The organism is Pantoea sp. UYEF8 (genome assembly GCF_040546285.1).
GTDB lineage: Bacteria > Pseudomonadota > Gammaproteobacteria > Enterobacterales > Enterobacteriaceae > Pantoea > Pantoea brenneri.
The window spans coordinates 326,650-341,371 of sequence record NZ_JBEPNM010000001.1; the positions used below are offsets into that span (position 1 = coordinate 326,650).

Consider the following 14,722-nt stretch of genomic DNA (forward strand, 5'->3'; position numbering starts at 1 on the left):
ACCTCACTGACGTTGATCGTCCACCGTTACGCCTTTTGGCGGAGTGAACGTAAATTTATCCGGGCTGATCGCGCCATTCTGCTGGCTTTTCAGCTGATAATCGCTGCGCTGACCATCCTGTTCAATGGCGCTGAAGCGGTTAATGGTTCCGCCTGGCGTCACCTGAATGGTGAACTGTTTCAGGTTGCCGTCACTGTTTTTTGGCGTCAGTTCGAAGTTGTCCCCTTGCTGTTTAATGTTGTACTGCTTCCAGTCATTAGACTGATTGCGGGCAATCAACATAAACGGGGTGTTGCTGGTCGCATTCTGCAACAGGCTGACGGTCGCCTGTTCAACAAAAGGATTGTAGAACCACAGCGATTTGCCATCGGAAATGATGATGCTTTCATCCGGAGCGGTCATGTGCCAGTTAAACAGGCTGGGACGTTTTACCCACAGCTCGCCTTCACCATCCTGCACGTTGGCACCGCTACTGTCGGTCACTTTTTGGGTAAAGCTGGCGTGGAAGCTGCTGACCTTATTCAGGCGCTGTTGCAGATCACTGGAAGCATCAGCCAGTACGCTGGCTGAAGAAAAGGTGGCCAGCAGGCCAAGAGCAATTACGCGTAATTTCATCTGCTTCAATTCCTTATTTAAACGTTCCCATGAATAGCTGCATTAAGCCTGGTCGCCATTCCGCCATCAAAACAGGAGAATAAACCGAAAGCTCTCTCAGATATGGGGTTAAACCGCGTAAAAACAATGAGCCAGTCAGGACTGGCTCATTGATTAATGTTGCAAAACGTATCGTCAGACGTCACATATCGTGCGGCGGTGGCGACAGCACTTCACGGTTACCATTGTGTCCCGGTGCAGAGACGATGCCCTGCGCTTCCATCTGTTCAATGATACGTGCGGCACGGTTATAGCCGATGCGGAACTGACGCTGAACACCGGAGATAGAGGCGCGTCGTTTGTCGACCACAAAGCCCACCGCCTGGTCAAACAGCGGATCAAGCTCTTCATCACTGTCGATGCCGCCACCGCCTTCGCTCTCTTCACCTGCGGTAATGCTTTCAATGTATTGTGGGCGACCCCGCGCCTTCCAGTCCTGAACCACAGCATGCACTTCCTGATCCCGGACAAACGCGCCGTGAACACGGACTGGCATTGAAGAGTTCGGCGGCATGTAAAGCATGTCACCCATACCGAGCAACGATTCCGCGCCGCCCTGGTCGAGGATAGTACGGGAGTCAATTTTGCTCGACACGGTAAAGGCAATACGCGTCGGGATGTTGGCTTTGATCAGACCGGTAATCACATCTACCGAAGGACGCTGCGTCGCCAGCACCAGGTGGATACCGGCGGCACGGGCTTTCTGCGCCAGTCGGGCAATCAGCTCTTCAACTTTTTTGCCGACCGCCATCATCAGGTCAGCAAACTCATCGACCATCACCACGATATAAGGCAGTTTTTCCAGCACTGGCGGCGTCATATCCATGCTGTCGCCCGGCTTCCAGAACGGATCGGGAATAGGACGGCCCATCGCTTCGGCCTGCTCCACTTTTTCGTTGTAACCCGCCAGGTTACGCACGCCCAGCGCCGACATCAGCTTATAACGACGTTCCATTTCACCGACACTCCAGCGCAGCGCATTGGCGGCGTCTTTCATGTCCGTAACCACTTCGGTCAGCAGATGCGGGATCCCTTCATAGACTGACAGCTCCAGCATTTTCGGGTCGATCATGATAAAGCGGACTTCTTCCGGCGTGGCTTTATACAGCATGCTGATGATCATGGCGTTAACGCCAACTGACTTACCGGAACCGGTGGTACCGGCGACCAGCAGGTGTGGCATTTTCGCCAGATCGGCCACCACCGGCTGGCCCGCAATGTCTTTACCCAGCACCACTGCCAGCGGTGAAGGATTGTCACGGAACTTAGGACAGTCCAGCACTTCACGCAGATAAACCGTCTGACGATGCTTATTCGGTAATTCCAGACCGACATAAGGTTTACCCGGGATCACTTCCACTACGCGCACCGCAACAGTGGAGAGTGAACGGGCCAGGTCCCGCGACAGGTTGGAGATACGCGCAGCTTTAACGCCCGGCGCTAAGTCCAGTTCGAAGCGGGTAATCACCGGACCAGGTGAGATGCCAACCACTTCGGCTTTCACCCGGTAATCGCCTAAGCGCGACTCAACCAGCCGGGCTGTCTGTTCCAGAGAGAACATATCGACCGGCTCTTCCTCTTCTGGCGGTGCGGTCAGCAGATCCAGCGAAGGCAGAGGAGTAGACGGTTTTTCCAGCGGCTGTTCATGACGCATCAGGAACGGATGGATCAGGCTTTCATGCAGCGTCGGCTTAACCTCTTCAACCGGCGCGGCAGCAGGCGAAGTATACGCGGCTGCCTGTGGTGCCGCAGGTGAAGCGGTGTGCTGCTGCGTTGCGGCAGGTGCCGTATAGGCAGACTGCTGTGGCGCGGCTGGCGTTGGCGTCTGTTCGGCTGACGGTGAGGCAGAGTACGGCGACGGCGTCGCAGACGATGCGGTATAGGCAGACTGCTCAGGCGCAGCTGGCGCAAAAGCGGTCGGTGCCGGCACCTGTGCGGCAGCCTGAGGTGTTGAAACTTCACGCGTCTGTTGCCATGGCTCATGCGAGGCCGCAGGGGCTTCCGGTTCCGGCGTGGCGGCTATCGTAAACAGCGGCTCGACCGGACCCTCGTCGACCAGATCTTTCATCGGTGAGAAGTCAAAAGCGGACGCCGTATCCAGATTAAATAGCGGGGCCTCTTTTTTCACTTCCGGCTCATAACGCTGCTGTTGCTGTTCGGCGAACTGGCGAGCCAGCGCGGCCTGTTGCTGCGCTTCCTGCTCATCTTCGTCATCCTGCTGCCAGCCGGTGCCATAACGCTGCTGCTGTTCAGACTGGAATGCCTGACGCAGTTCAGCCTGCTGCATCGCCTCTTCCGCTTCCGCTTCGACAGGTGCAGCCGAAACATTCTCTTCGGTTTTCGCCTTCTCTTCCGCCATGCGCTGAGAAGGCAATTTAATGCCATACGAGGCCAGCTCACGTCGGGTTGGCAGTTTTACCGGATTAGGACGCGGCAGTGCCGGACCAATGCCCTGCTTAACCTGCGGATTGAGGTTGGTTTCAGGCGCCAGATCGAATACCGGTGCGGTGCGCGTCGCCGCCTGGGCAGTCGAGGCAGCCGCTGCTACGGCTGCGGTCGGTGCGGCAGGCATCGATGGCGTATCACGCCAGTTACCCATCTTAGGCTCATCATCGTCATAGGCGCTGAACGACGGCGAAGCAGACGCTTCATCCGGCATCTCAAAACGGTATAACGGCGGATTCTCCGCTGGCGCGTTATGCGCAGGCGTACTGGCTGCGGCAAACGCTGACTCAGTGGCGTGGTTGGCTGCCGGTGCCGCGGTAGGCGGTGCCGTAAAGGCCGGGGCTGCTGCTGGCTGCGAGACAGGCGCTGAAGTTGCCGGCGTATGCGGTACAGCGGATGGCGGCACCGAGGCTGCGGATGTCGCTGGCGCAGACGCTGGGGCGATCGCCCCTTCTGCCGCTTGCGTGGTGGCCGCTACGGCTGCACTGGTTGCGGCAGCGGCTTTCGCCAGCAGCGGATCCTGCTGAGAAAGCTCCACCCCGGCAGCCGCACTGCGCGGTGCAGAAAGCAGCACATCGTCCTCATCGTCAGGGTTAGCGGCACGCAGCAGCGGCGCGTCAACTTGCTCACGCGCTTCCGGCTCATCCTCTTCTTCCTGCCAGGGCTCATCGTGACGGGAACGGTTGCTGGCAAACGTCAGCACACCCATCACCACGCCACCGATTTTTTCGGCGATAGTCAGCCACGACCAGCCGGTATAGAGCGTAATGCCCGCCGCCCAGACGCAGAGTAAGGTCAGCGTGCCGCCAGCCGGACTAAACCAGGGGGCAATCGCATTACTCACCAGACTGCCGATAACGCCGCCTGAGGCGAAGTACCAGATGTCGTCCGCATTCAGCGCCGCCATGCCGCAGGTGGTAACCACCAGCGCCAGCACGCCGATCAGACGTAAGCCAACAGCGAAATAGTCAAAATAGTCCTGGTTATCACGTTGACGAAACGCAATCCAGCACAGGCCGAGGATCACCGGAGGAATGGCGTACGCCATCACACCAAAGATGAAAAGTAAGGTGTCAGCCAGCCAGGCGCCAACGCTGCCGCCAATATTGTGAATGGGTTCATGCCAGGCCGTTTGCGACCAGCTCGGGTCGGAAGGGTTAAAACTGACCAGAGAAACCATCAGGTAGATGGCAAAAAGCGCCACCAGGATGAGCAACGCTTCCAGCAGACGACGTCCACTGCTCAGCGATTGTAACGAAACGTCTTTATCTTCTGTGTATTCCTGGCTCAAGAGAACTCTCCAGGTGCCTGTAAAGTAAGAAGCAACAGCGTCGGGCTGGCCCGACGCTGGTCCTGTATGAATTCACAGGAGTGTACCGAAATCTCACAGGTTTTGCACCTGCCCCGCATTAGCGAGTTTTGATCACCAGCCGATTGCTCTGTTTAACCTCTTCCATCACCACGTAAGTCCGCGTGTCGTTTACGCCCGGCAGGCGCAGCAGGGTTTCACCCAGCAGTTTACGGTAAGCGGACATATCAGGTACGCGCGTTTTCAGCAGGTAGTCGAAATCGCCAGAAACGAGGTGACACTCTTGAGTTTCCTCAAGTTTTTGTACAGCGGCGTTAAATTGCTCAAACACATCGGGCGCGCCACGATTCAGAGTAATCTCAACAAACACCAGCAGTGAAGCATCAAGATAATGTGGGTTTAACTGCGCGGTATAGCCAAGGATGAAACCCTGGCGTTCGAGACGACGCACACGCTCAAGACATGGCGTAGGCGATAATCCTACGCGTTTGGAAAGTTCCACGTTTGAAATGCGACCATCTTTCTGAAGTTCATTCAGAATATTCCTGTCAATTCTGTCGAGGTCTTTCCCGGGGCGTTTCTTATTGTCTACCATTATTATTGTCTCTCTTAATTCCTTCCCTTTACCTGCCACGCCCTGAAAACGCTCATTGTTCGGGGCATTTCTGAAGTGAACTAACCGAGCCTGTGCGCTTTCACACTCATCCGTATGACGCATGTTGTCTGTCCACATCATGCGTCATTACCAATATCAGGCTGCATTTATTCGGAGTTGTGTGCAAAACAGGAGAGGAAACCCTGTTTTGTTCCGATTAATGTTATTCGCTTCTGATAATGTTTTCGCAAAAGCGCAGGCGATTGTCAAAGTAAAATGTCCAAATTCAGTACAAGATGCCAGACAGACCGCTGGGTATCTGTTTTTAAATGAGTATTTTTGAACTGCTGCACCAGCAAAAACCGATTTTTGCCCCCTTTTGGCGCAGCCGGCAGGCGAAAAGCCGACTCATCGTCTACGCCGTTTGCAGCTATCGTTAACAAAATTGCCTAAGCCTTGTCATTGCCGCCGGATATTCCCTACAATCGCAGGCTATGTCAGCCGAATGAAACTGAGGAACGCATGAGTACGGCCAAACACAGTAAGTTACTCATTCTGGGCTCCGGTCCAGCGGGTTATACCGCAGCCGTTTATGCTGCACGCGCCAACCTGAATCCGGTATTAATCACCGGTCTGGAAAAAGGCGGACAGCTGACCACCACCACCGAGGTGGAAAACTGGCCGGGCGACCCGCACGATCTGACAGGTCCATCGCTGATGGAACGCATGCATGAGCACGCCGAAAAATTCAATACTGAGATCATTTTCGACCATATCCACACGGTCGATCTGCAGAACCGTCCGTTCCGCCTGACCGGTGACAGCGGCGAGTACACTGCCGATGCACTGATCATCGCGACCGGCGCATCTGCCCGTTACCTGGGCCTGCCGTCGGAAGAGGCGTTTAAAGGCAAAGGTGTTTCCGCCTGTGCCACCTGCGATGGCTTCTTCTATCGCAATCAAAAAGTGGCGGTGATCGGCGGCGGTAACACCGCGGTTGAAGAGGCGCTTTACCTCGCTAACATCGCGGCGGAAGTGCATCTGATCCATCGTCGTGACAGTTTCCGTGCAGAGAAGATCCTGATTGATCGCCTGATGGAAAAAGTCCGCAACGGCAATATCGTGCTGCACACCCATCGTACGCTGGAAGAAGTGGTGGGCGATCAGATGGGTGTTACCGGCCTGACTTTACGCTCAACCCTGAACAGTGAAGAGACCGAAACGCTGGACGTCGCCGGTCTGTTTGTGGCGATCGGCCACAGCCCGAATACGGCCATCTTTGACGGTCAGCTTGAGCTGGAAAATGGCTACATCAAAGTCCAGTCTGGCCTGCACGGTAATGCGACCCAGACCAGCATTCCTGGGGTGTTCGCCGCAGGTGATGTCATGGACCACATCTATCGCCAGGCCATTACTTCGGCCGGCACCGGCTGTATGGCTGCGTTAGATGCTGAACGTTTTCTTGACGGGCTGGTTAAAAACGATAAGTAAGTTGTTAACCCTCTGATCTCAAATGTTCCGGGCGACTGTTTTTCAGTCGCCTTTTTTATTGCCCGCATGCTAGATTCTTGCGCCTGGACGGGATGAAAATGCCCCATTATTTTCATCGCTCATCGGCTCAACGCATGGTCTCGCATGGACAAAACCCGGCAGCAGCACCTCACCCGCTGGCTACGCCAGCAACGTCATTTCGCCGGTCGCTGGTTGCGACTGAGCACGCTGCTGGGCGTGGTTAGCGCACTGTTAATCATTGTTCAGGCCGCACTGCTGGCTTCGCTGCTGCAGGCACTGATTATTGAACAGCAACCACGTGCAGCACTGGCTGGCAAGATGCTGCTGCTATTGCTCTGCTTCGTGCTGCGCGCTGCGATCAATTATGCCCGCGAGCGGGTCGGCTACCGTGCCGGTCAGGCTATTCGTCAGGCATTACGTAAGCAGGTGCTGGATCGTTTATCAGCGCTCGGTCCGGCATGGATTCAGGGCAAGCCCGCCGGCAGCTGGGCCACCCTGCTGCTCGAGCAAATCGAAGAGATGCAGGACTATTATGCTCGCTACCTGCCGCAAATGACGCTGGCCGTGCTGATCCCCTGCTGCATCCTGCTGGCGATCTTTCCGCTTAACTGGACAGCGGGTCTGATTCTGTTCGCGACCGCGCCGCTGATTCCGCTGTTTATGGCGTTAGTCGGGATGGGCGCAGCCGAAGCAAACCGTCGCAACTTTCTGGTACTGGCGCGCCTGAGCGGTAATTTCCTTGATCGTTTACGCGGCCGCGAAACGCTGCGGCTGTTTCACCGTGGCGCGGCTGAGCAACAGGCGGTAGCGGTGGCCACTACTGACTTCCGTCAGCGCACCATGGAAGTGCTCCGTCTGGCGTTTCTCTCTTCGGCGGTGCTGGAATTCTTCGCCTCGTTAGCGATTGCCGTCGTGGCGGTTTATTTTGGTTTTTCTTATCTCGGCGAACTGCACTTCGGGGATTACGGTCAGGGCGTCACCCTGTTTGCTGGTTTCCTGGTATTGATTCTCGCGCCTGAATTCTTCCAGCCACTGCGCGATTTAGGGGCGTTTTATCATGCAAAAGCGCAGGCCGTCGGCGGTGCCGATGCGCTCGAACAGTTCATGCAGGGCAGCCCAACCAGCGGCCCGTCGCAGGGTGACACGCCGTTTACTGCCACTGGCCCGCTCGATCTCGCCGCAGTCGATCTGTTGATCTGTGCACCCGATGGTCAGCCGCTGTGTGGCCCGCTTAACTTTACTCTGGCGCCAGGCGAACGCGTCGCGCTGGTCGGTCAAAGCGGTGCCGGCAAAACGGCCCTGATGAACGCCCTGCTGGGTTTTCTGCCCTATCAGGGCTCGCTGAAGGCAAACGGGGTTGAAATCCGTGACATTCGCCGTACTGACTGGCATCAGCAGCTCAGTTGGGTTGGGCAGAATCCTCAGTTACCGGCCGCCACGCTGCGCGACAATATTGTGATGAACGCCAGCTGGGACGCCGCACGCTTTGCTGCGGTGCTCGAAACCAGTGGGGTTAACGAATTCCTGCCACGGCTGCCGCAGGGGATTGAGACACAGCCCGGCGATGGCGGTAACCAGCTGTCGGTCGGCCAGGCACAGCGCGTTGCGGTTGCGCGCGCGCTTTATAAACCCTCGCATTTATTATTGCTGGATGAACCGGCAGCCAGTCTGGATGCGCTCAGCGAACGTCATGTGATGCAGGCGCTGAATCAGGCGGCCAGCCAACAGACCACGCTGATGATTACCCATCAGCTTGATGCATTAAGCGACGGGCAGACGCTGTGGGTGATGGAGGCCGGCAAACTGGTGCAACAGGGTGACTGGCAGACGCTGTCGCAACAAGCGGGGCCGTTCAGTCAGATGCTGAAACACCGTCAACAGGAGATTGGCTGATGTCCGCTTTACGTCCGTTCCTGCGCCTCTGGCTGCGTCACCCTTTTCGCCTGGCGCTGGGAGTAATGCTGGCGATTCTCACTTTACTGGCCAGCATCGGCTTGCTGACGCTTTCCGGTTGGTTCCTTGCCGCCTCCTCAGTGGCCGGCGTGGCCGGACTTTACAGTTTCAACTATATGCTGCCTGCTGCTGGCGTTCGCGGCGCAGCCATCATCCGCACCGCTGCCCGCTATGCTGAACGGCTGGTCAGCCACGATGCGACCTTCCGCGTATTGCAGCATCTGCGAGTGCATACCTTCAGCCGCCTGATTGCGCTTTCACCGGGCCAACTATCGCGTTTTCGCCAGGCCGATCTGCTCAACCGTTTTGTTGCAGACGTCGATACGCTCGATCATCTCTATCTGCGGGTCATTTCTCCGCTGGCAGGCGCGTTGGTGGTGACGATGGTGGTTACCCTCGGCCTGAGTTTTATCGATCTTCAGCTCGGACTGACGCTGGGCGCTATCATGCTGGGCACCCTGATTATCCTGCCGGCGCTGTTTTATCGTCTTGGCTCGCCAGCCGGAGTAGCCATTGCCGATGGCCGGGCCCGCTGGCGCACCCAGCTGATGCACTGGCTGGCCGGTCAGGCAGAACTTACCCTGTATGGCGCTTCACAGGCGTGGCGTAAACAGCTCGATGAGCAGGAAGAGCACTGGCTTCAGGCGCAGCGCCAGCAGCTACGTTTACAGGCTGCCGCGCAGAGTCTGCTGTTGCTGATCAGCGGCCTGACGGTGACCTCGCTACTGTGGCTGAGTGCGGGCAGCATCAGCGAACAGCAGTTACCCGGCTCGCTGATCGCACTGGTGGTTTTTTGTGCGCTGGCGGCATTTGAAGCGCTGGCGCCGGTTGCCACGGCTTTTCTGCCGATGTCACAGGTGATCACCTCGGCGCAGCGGGTTAATGACATTATCGATCAGGTCCCGGCCATCACCTTTCCGACGCAGGGTCGCGCCCGGACCGGTAGCCTGGCGGTAGAGATTGATCGGCTCGATTTCAGCTATCCCGATCGTCCGGATAAGGTACTCAATCAGCTCTCGCTGCAGGTTAACCCGGGTGAACGCATTGCGCTGCTCGGTCCTACCGGCTGTGGGAAGTCGACCTTACTGGCGCTGCTGACCCGTGCCTGGGAGTGCCAGCCTGGCACAATCAGCCTGAACGATCTGCCGATCGCCGCCTGGCCGGAATCGGAACTGCGCCAGCGTATCAGCGTGGTGACTCAGCGGGTTCATCTGTTCAGTCAGAGCCTGCGTGATAACCTGCTGCTGGCCTGCCCTGCCGCCAGCGATGAAACATTACGTCAGGTACTGATCGATACCGGCCTGCAGCGCCTGCTGGAGACGCCGGAGGGTTTAAACGCGTGGCTGGGCGAAGGTGGTCGCCCACTGTCGGGTGGTGAACTACGACGCCTGGCGATTGCCCGGGCGGCGCTGCATGATGGCGATCTCTGGCTGCTGGATGAACCCACCGAAGGGCTGGATGCCACCACTGAGCAGCACATTCTCAGCCTGCTACAGCGGCTTACCATCGGCAAAACGGTGATGATGGTGACTCATCGCCTGAGCGGACTGGAGCAAATGGACCGCATTTGTGTGATGGATAACGGTGTGATTGTCGAGCAAGGCAGCCATGCCGAATTAATCTCAAAAGCGGGCCGCTACTGGCGTTTCCGGCAGCGGATTGCGCTATAGTCTAGCGACATGCTGATGAGTAGAACAACGCAATGAGACTGGTACAACTGTCACGGGAATCTCTGCAATTTCCGCCACCGGAGATGGCCCTGCGCGAGCCGAATGGCTTGCTGGCGATGGGCGGCGATCTTTCCCCTGCACGCTTACTTAACGCTTATCAGCACGGCATTTTCCCCTGGTTTTCACCCGGCGATCCGATTCTCTGGTGGTCACCCGATCCACGCGCGGTACTGTTGCCGGAACATTTTCACCTTAGCCGCAGTATGAAGCGTTTTCATCAGCGCTCGCCTTATCGCGTGACAATGAACGAGGCTTTTGCTGAGGTGATTGACGGCTGCGCCACGGGTCGTGAAGAAGGAACCTGGATTACCTTTGAGGTCAAACGTGCGTGGCTGAGGCTGTATGAATCCGGTCATGCGCATTCGATTGAGGTCTGGGATGAGCACAAGCTGGTAGGCGGAATGTATGGCCTGGCGCTGGGCCAAATCTTTTGCGGTGAATCGATGTTCAGTCGTCAGGAGAACGCGTCAAAAACCGCACTTTTGGTTTTCTGTCAGCATTTCATCAAACATCAGGGGCGACTGGTGGATTGTCAGGTACTTAACCCGCATACGGCTTCACTGGGCGCGCTGGAAATCCCGCGTGCTGACTATCTGCAATATGTACAAAGCCTTGCGTGGCAACCGGTCAGCGACGGATGCTGGCGAACACAAACCCTTTTTTAGCCGCGCGCAGATGTTTTGCACACATAAAGGCGTATAAGTGATATAATAGTCGAGTTTGGTATGTCGTCCGCGCTTAGTTTTTACAAGCCGGAATTGCCAGGCTGGGAATCTCAACGCACTCTCGGAACTGTTTCAATCGTGCGCGTGTAACCGGTTGATACAGATTCTTAGCCCGCTAATCCCCCGCAGACGTCACATAAACACCCGAATTTTTCCGTAATGCTCGCGTTATGACGCGAAGCACGGCAAAGCGTTGGCAAAATCGCCGACGGTTCTTTACATAAATCGTTGAATTGGGCATTATCTTGCCGGTTCAACTGAAAGGTAGTACACCCAGAGGATTCGATGGCCAAAGAAGACAATATTGAAATGCAAGGTACCGTACTGGATACGTTACCTAACACCATGTTCCGCGTAGAACTTGAGAACGGACACGTGGTTACCGCTCATATCTCCGGTAAAATGCGCAAAAACTACATCCGCATCCTGACGGGCGACAAAGTCACAGTCGAGTTGACCCCGTACGACCTGAGCAAAGGCCGCATTGTCTTCCGTAGTCGCTAAGCTGCGATAGTCTCGCGGCACCAGAAATGCAGCGAAAAAAAAGGCCGGATGAGAATCCGGCCTTTTTCATATCTGGCTGCCGTCAATCAGTGCACGGTGCCTTCTGTTTTGCGTTTCTCTGCGCTGAGGAAGTGATAGGTCAGCTGACCTTTTTCACGATCCAGCGCCACCGAGACTGAGCCGCCATCCACCAGCGAACCAAACAGCAGTTCATTGGCTAACGGTTTTTTCAGGCTTTCCTGTACGGTGCGTGCCATCGGACGGGCCCCCATCGCTTTGTCATAGCCCTTCTCAGCCAGCCAGTCACGTGCTTCATCACTGACTTCCAGCGATACCCCTTTCGCATCCAGCTGCGCCTGCAACTCGACAATAAACTTGTCGACCACCTGATGAATCACCTCTGGTGACAGGTGACTGAACCAAATGATGTTGTCCAGACGGTTGCGGAACTCTGGCGTAAAGATCTTCTTGATCTCTTCCATCGCATCGGTGCTGTTGTCCTGATGAATCAGGCCGATAGATTTACGTTCGGTTTCACGTACCCCGGCGTTGGTGGTCATCACCAGCACCACGTTACGGAAGTCCGCTTTGCGACCGTTGTTATCGGTCAGCATACCGTTATCCATCACCTGCAGCAGCAGGTTGAACACGTCAGGGTGCGCTTTCTCAATCTCATCCAGCAGTACCACCGCATGAGGATGTTTGATCACCGCATCCGTCAGCAGGCCGCCCTGATCAAAGCCAACATAACCCGGAGGCGCACCAATCAGACGACTGACGGTGTGACGCTCCATGTACTCGGACATATCAAAGCGCAGCAGTTCAATGCCCAGCGCTTTCGCCAGTTGTACCGTGACTTCGGTTTTACCGACACCGGTCGGTCCGGCGAACAGGAACGAGCCGACGGGTTTACGATCCTGACCCAATCCTGCCCGGCTCATTTTGATCGCTTCCGTCAGTGCCTCAATGGCATTGTCCTGTCCAAACACCAGCATTTTCAGGCGGTCGCCGAGATTTTTCAGCGTATCGCGATCGGTTGCCGAGACGCTTTGCTCCGGAATACGGGCAATGCGTGCGACCACGGTTTCAATGTCAGCCACGTTAACGGTTTTCTTGCGCTTACTGGCTGGCATCAGGCGCGCACGCGCACCGGCCTCATCGATCACGTCAATTGCCTTATCTGGCAGATGACGGTCGTTGATGTATTTCACCGCCAGCTCCACCGCCGCACGTACCGCTTTCGCGGTGTAACGCACATCGTGGTGCGCTTCGTACTTGGTTTTCAGGCCATTCAGGATCTGCACGGTTTCATCAACAGAGGGCTCCGTGATATCGATCTTCTGGAAGCGACGCGCCAGGGCACGGTCTTTTTCGAAGATGTTGCTGAACTCCTGATAGGTGGTGGAACCCATTACCCGGATTTTCCCGCTCGAAAGCAGCGGTTTAATCAGGTTAGCGGCATCAACCTGGCCGCCCGAGGCGGCACCTGCACCGATGATGGTATGGATTTCATCGATAAACAGAATGCTGCTCTCATCCTGCTCGAGTTGCTTCAGCAGCGCTTTGAAACGTTTCTCAAAGTCACCGCGGTATTTGGTGCCGGCTAACAGCGAACCAATATCCAGCGAGTAGATGGTGCAGTCTTTCATCACTTCCGGCACGTCGCCCTGCTCGATACGCCAGGCAAGCCCTTCCGCTATGGCGGTTTTCCCGACGCCCGATTCCCCCACCAGCAGTGGGTTATTTTTACGGCGACGGCACAGTACCTGGATAGTACGCTCCAGCTCTTTATCGCGACCGATCAGTGGATCGATGCCACCGACGCGAGCAAGCTGATTGAGATTGGTGGTGAAGTTTTCCATACGATCCTCCCCGCCTGCTTGCTCTTCGTTAACCGGATTTTCTGCGCCAGGCGCCTGGCCAGGCTCATCTTTACGCGTACCGTGTGAAATAAAGTTCACCACATCAAGGCGGCTGACTTCATGTTTACGCAACAGATAAGCGGCCTGCGACTCCTGCTCGCTGAAGATAGCGACCAGCACGTTCGCACCGGAAACTTCGCTGCGACCGGATGACTGGACATGGAAAACCGCACGCTGTAATACGCGCTGGAAGCTGAGCGTCGGTTGTGTATCGCGCTCCTCCTCACTGGCAGGTAAAACGGGTGTGGTTTGTTCGATGAAGGCTTCGAGTTCCTGCCGCAGAGCCACAATGTCCACCGTACAGGCTTCCAATGCCTCTCTGGCCGACGGGTTACTGAGCAATGCCAGTAACAGATGCTCGACGGTCATAAACTCATGACGGTGCTCACGCGCTCTGGCGAAAGCCATATTTAAACTGAGTTCCAGTTCTTGATTGAGCATTAGGCACCTCCCCCAATTATCGCTCTGACCTGTTTCCTATATGGAGACGGGATCAGGCTTTTTCCAGCGTACACAGCAACGGATGATGGTTTTCCCGCGCATAATTGTTCACCTGGGCCGCTTTAGTCTCGGCGACTTCTGCGGTAAATACACCACAGATCGCCTTGCCGTGGTAGTGAACTTTCAACATCAGTTGCGTTGCACGTTCAACATCATAAGAAAAGAACTTTTGTACAACGTCAATAACAAATTCCATAGGTGTATAATCGTCATTATTCAGAATGACTTTATACATTGAAGGCGGCTTTAACCCTTCGCGTACTTTGTCTTCGGCCAGATGTTCAAAGTTAAGCCAGTCGTTTGTGTTTGCCATAGTGTTCCGTTGAGATTTCGCCCATCGCATTTAAGCGGCTACATGTTGAGAGTTTAACATGCCTGTCAAGCCACTGGCCGCTGATGAAAATTTATTCAGAAATTCCCACCCGCGACCTGTATCACAAAATTCGCAATAGCGTTAACTGCCTCAAATTTTGATGATTTTTTCCCCACCGAGCCCGGGGGTTTGCTTGACGCCAGCGGCCATTTCTCTACATTCTACTTGCACAAGCTGATTGAGTTTTAATCAAACTCGACTCACAGCTTCAATGACCTCACCTACTTATAAAATGTCTTGCGAGGGAAGTAAAAGCATGGAGACGGGTACAGTTAAATGGTTCAATAACGCCAAAGGCTTTGGCTTTATCTGTCCAGTTGGCGGTGGCGAAGACATCTTTGCCCACTACTCAACGATTCAGATGGATGGTTACAGAACGCTGAAAGCTGGCCAGCAAGTTCAGTTTGATGTCCACGAAGGTCCGAAAGGCAATCACGCCAGTCTGATCGTGCCGGTAGCAGAAGTGCAGGCCGTTGCCTGACCTCTGCTTCCCCCTACT

The 14,722-nt window shown here is 55.6% G+C and carries 11 protein-coding genes; 6 read left to right on the forward strand and 5 right to left on the reverse strand.

Translation table 11 applies throughout. The features are described 5' to 3' along the window. Positions 1-3 precede the first annotated feature (3 nt). From lolA to lrp, 3 genes are all read right to left on the reverse strand, one after another. On the reverse strand, positions 4-615 hold the full coding sequence (gene lolA / locus ABIB18_RS01630) for an outer membrane lipoprotein periplasmic chaperone LolA (protein WP_031376650.1): 612 nt from the start codon (positions 613-615) through the stop codon (positions 4-6). A 181-nt stretch (positions 616-796) separates the two neighbouring features. Beyond that, a complete protein-coding gene (locus ABIB18_RS01635) occupies positions 797-4,390 on the reverse strand; it encodes a DNA translocase FtsK 4TM domain-containing protein (protein ID WP_354473557.1) in 3,594 nt (1,197 codons plus the stop codon). Between the two features lie 118 nt (positions 4,391-4,508). Further along, positions 4,509-5,003 carry a leucine-responsive transcriptional regulator Lrp gene (gene lrp, locus ABIB18_RS01640; RefSeq protein WP_006118610.1) on the reverse strand — a complete coding sequence of 165 codons (495 nt, stop codon included), beginning with the start codon at positions 5,001-5,003 and terminating at the stop codon, positions 4,509-4,511. 522 nt (positions 5,004-5,525) lie between these two features. On the opposite strand from lrp, the gene trxB reads away from it, so the two are divergent. The 5 genes from trxB (at position 5,526) to infA (ending at position 11,427) form a co-directional block, all read left to right on the forward strand. Beyond that, complete coding sequence (gene trxB / locus ABIB18_RS01645; protein ID WP_069728095.1) at positions 5,526-6,494, forward strand: thioredoxin-disulfide reductase; 969 nt, start codon at positions 5,526-5,528, stop codon at positions 6,492-6,494. 144 nt (positions 6,495-6,638) lie between these two features. Next, positions 6,639-8,408 (forward strand): heme ABC transporter permease/ATP-binding protein CydD, encoded by a 1,770-nt coding sequence (gene cydD / locus ABIB18_RS01650; RefSeq protein ID WP_354473558.1) that lies wholly within the window; start codon positions 6,639-6,641, stop codon positions 8,406-8,408. Next, a complete protein-coding gene (cydC, locus tag ABIB18_RS01655; protein WP_354473559.1) occupies positions 8,408-10,138 on the forward strand; it encodes a heme ABC transporter ATP-binding protein/permease CydC in 1,731 nt (576 codons plus the stop codon). Before cydD ends, cydC begins: the two co-directional genes overlap by 1 nt. 32 nt (positions 10,139-10,170) lie before the next feature. Beyond that, positions 10,171-10,863: a leucyl/phenylalanyl-tRNA--protein transferase gene (aat, locus tag ABIB18_RS01660; RefSeq protein WP_031376984.1), complete on the forward strand. Its 693-nt coding sequence runs from the start codon at positions 10,171-10,173 to the stop codon at positions 10,861-10,863. A gap of 345 nt (positions 10,864-11,208) precedes the next feature. Further along, entirely contained in the window at positions 11,209-11,427 is a 219-nt protein-coding gene (gene infA, locus ABIB18_RS01665) for a translation initiation factor IF-1 (protein WP_002211347.1), read from the forward strand. 86 nt (positions 11,428-11,513) lie between these two features. On the opposite strand, the gene clpA is transcribed toward infA, so the two are convergent. After that, positions 11,514-13,790: an ATP-dependent Clp protease ATP-binding subunit ClpA gene (gene clpA / locus ABIB18_RS01670; protein WP_031376985.1), complete on the reverse strand. Its 2,277-nt coding sequence runs from the start codon at positions 13,788-13,790 to the stop codon at positions 11,514-11,516. Between the two features lie 52 nt (positions 13,791-13,842). Beyond that, on the reverse strand, positions 13,843-14,163 hold the full coding sequence (clpS, locus tag ABIB18_RS01675) for an ATP-dependent Clp protease adapter ClpS (RefSeq protein ID WP_003849318.1): 321 nt from the start codon (positions 14,161-14,163) through the stop codon (positions 13,843-13,845). A gap of 316 nt (positions 14,164-14,479) precedes the next feature. Between clpS and cspD the strand changes: the two genes are divergently transcribed. Beyond that, on the forward strand, positions 14,480-14,704 hold the full coding sequence (gene cspD / locus ABIB18_RS01680) for a cold shock-like protein CspD (RefSeq protein ID WP_046288420.1): 225 nt from the start codon (positions 14,480-14,482) through the stop codon (positions 14,702-14,704). The last annotated feature ends 18 nt before the right edge of the window (positions 14,705-14,722 follow it).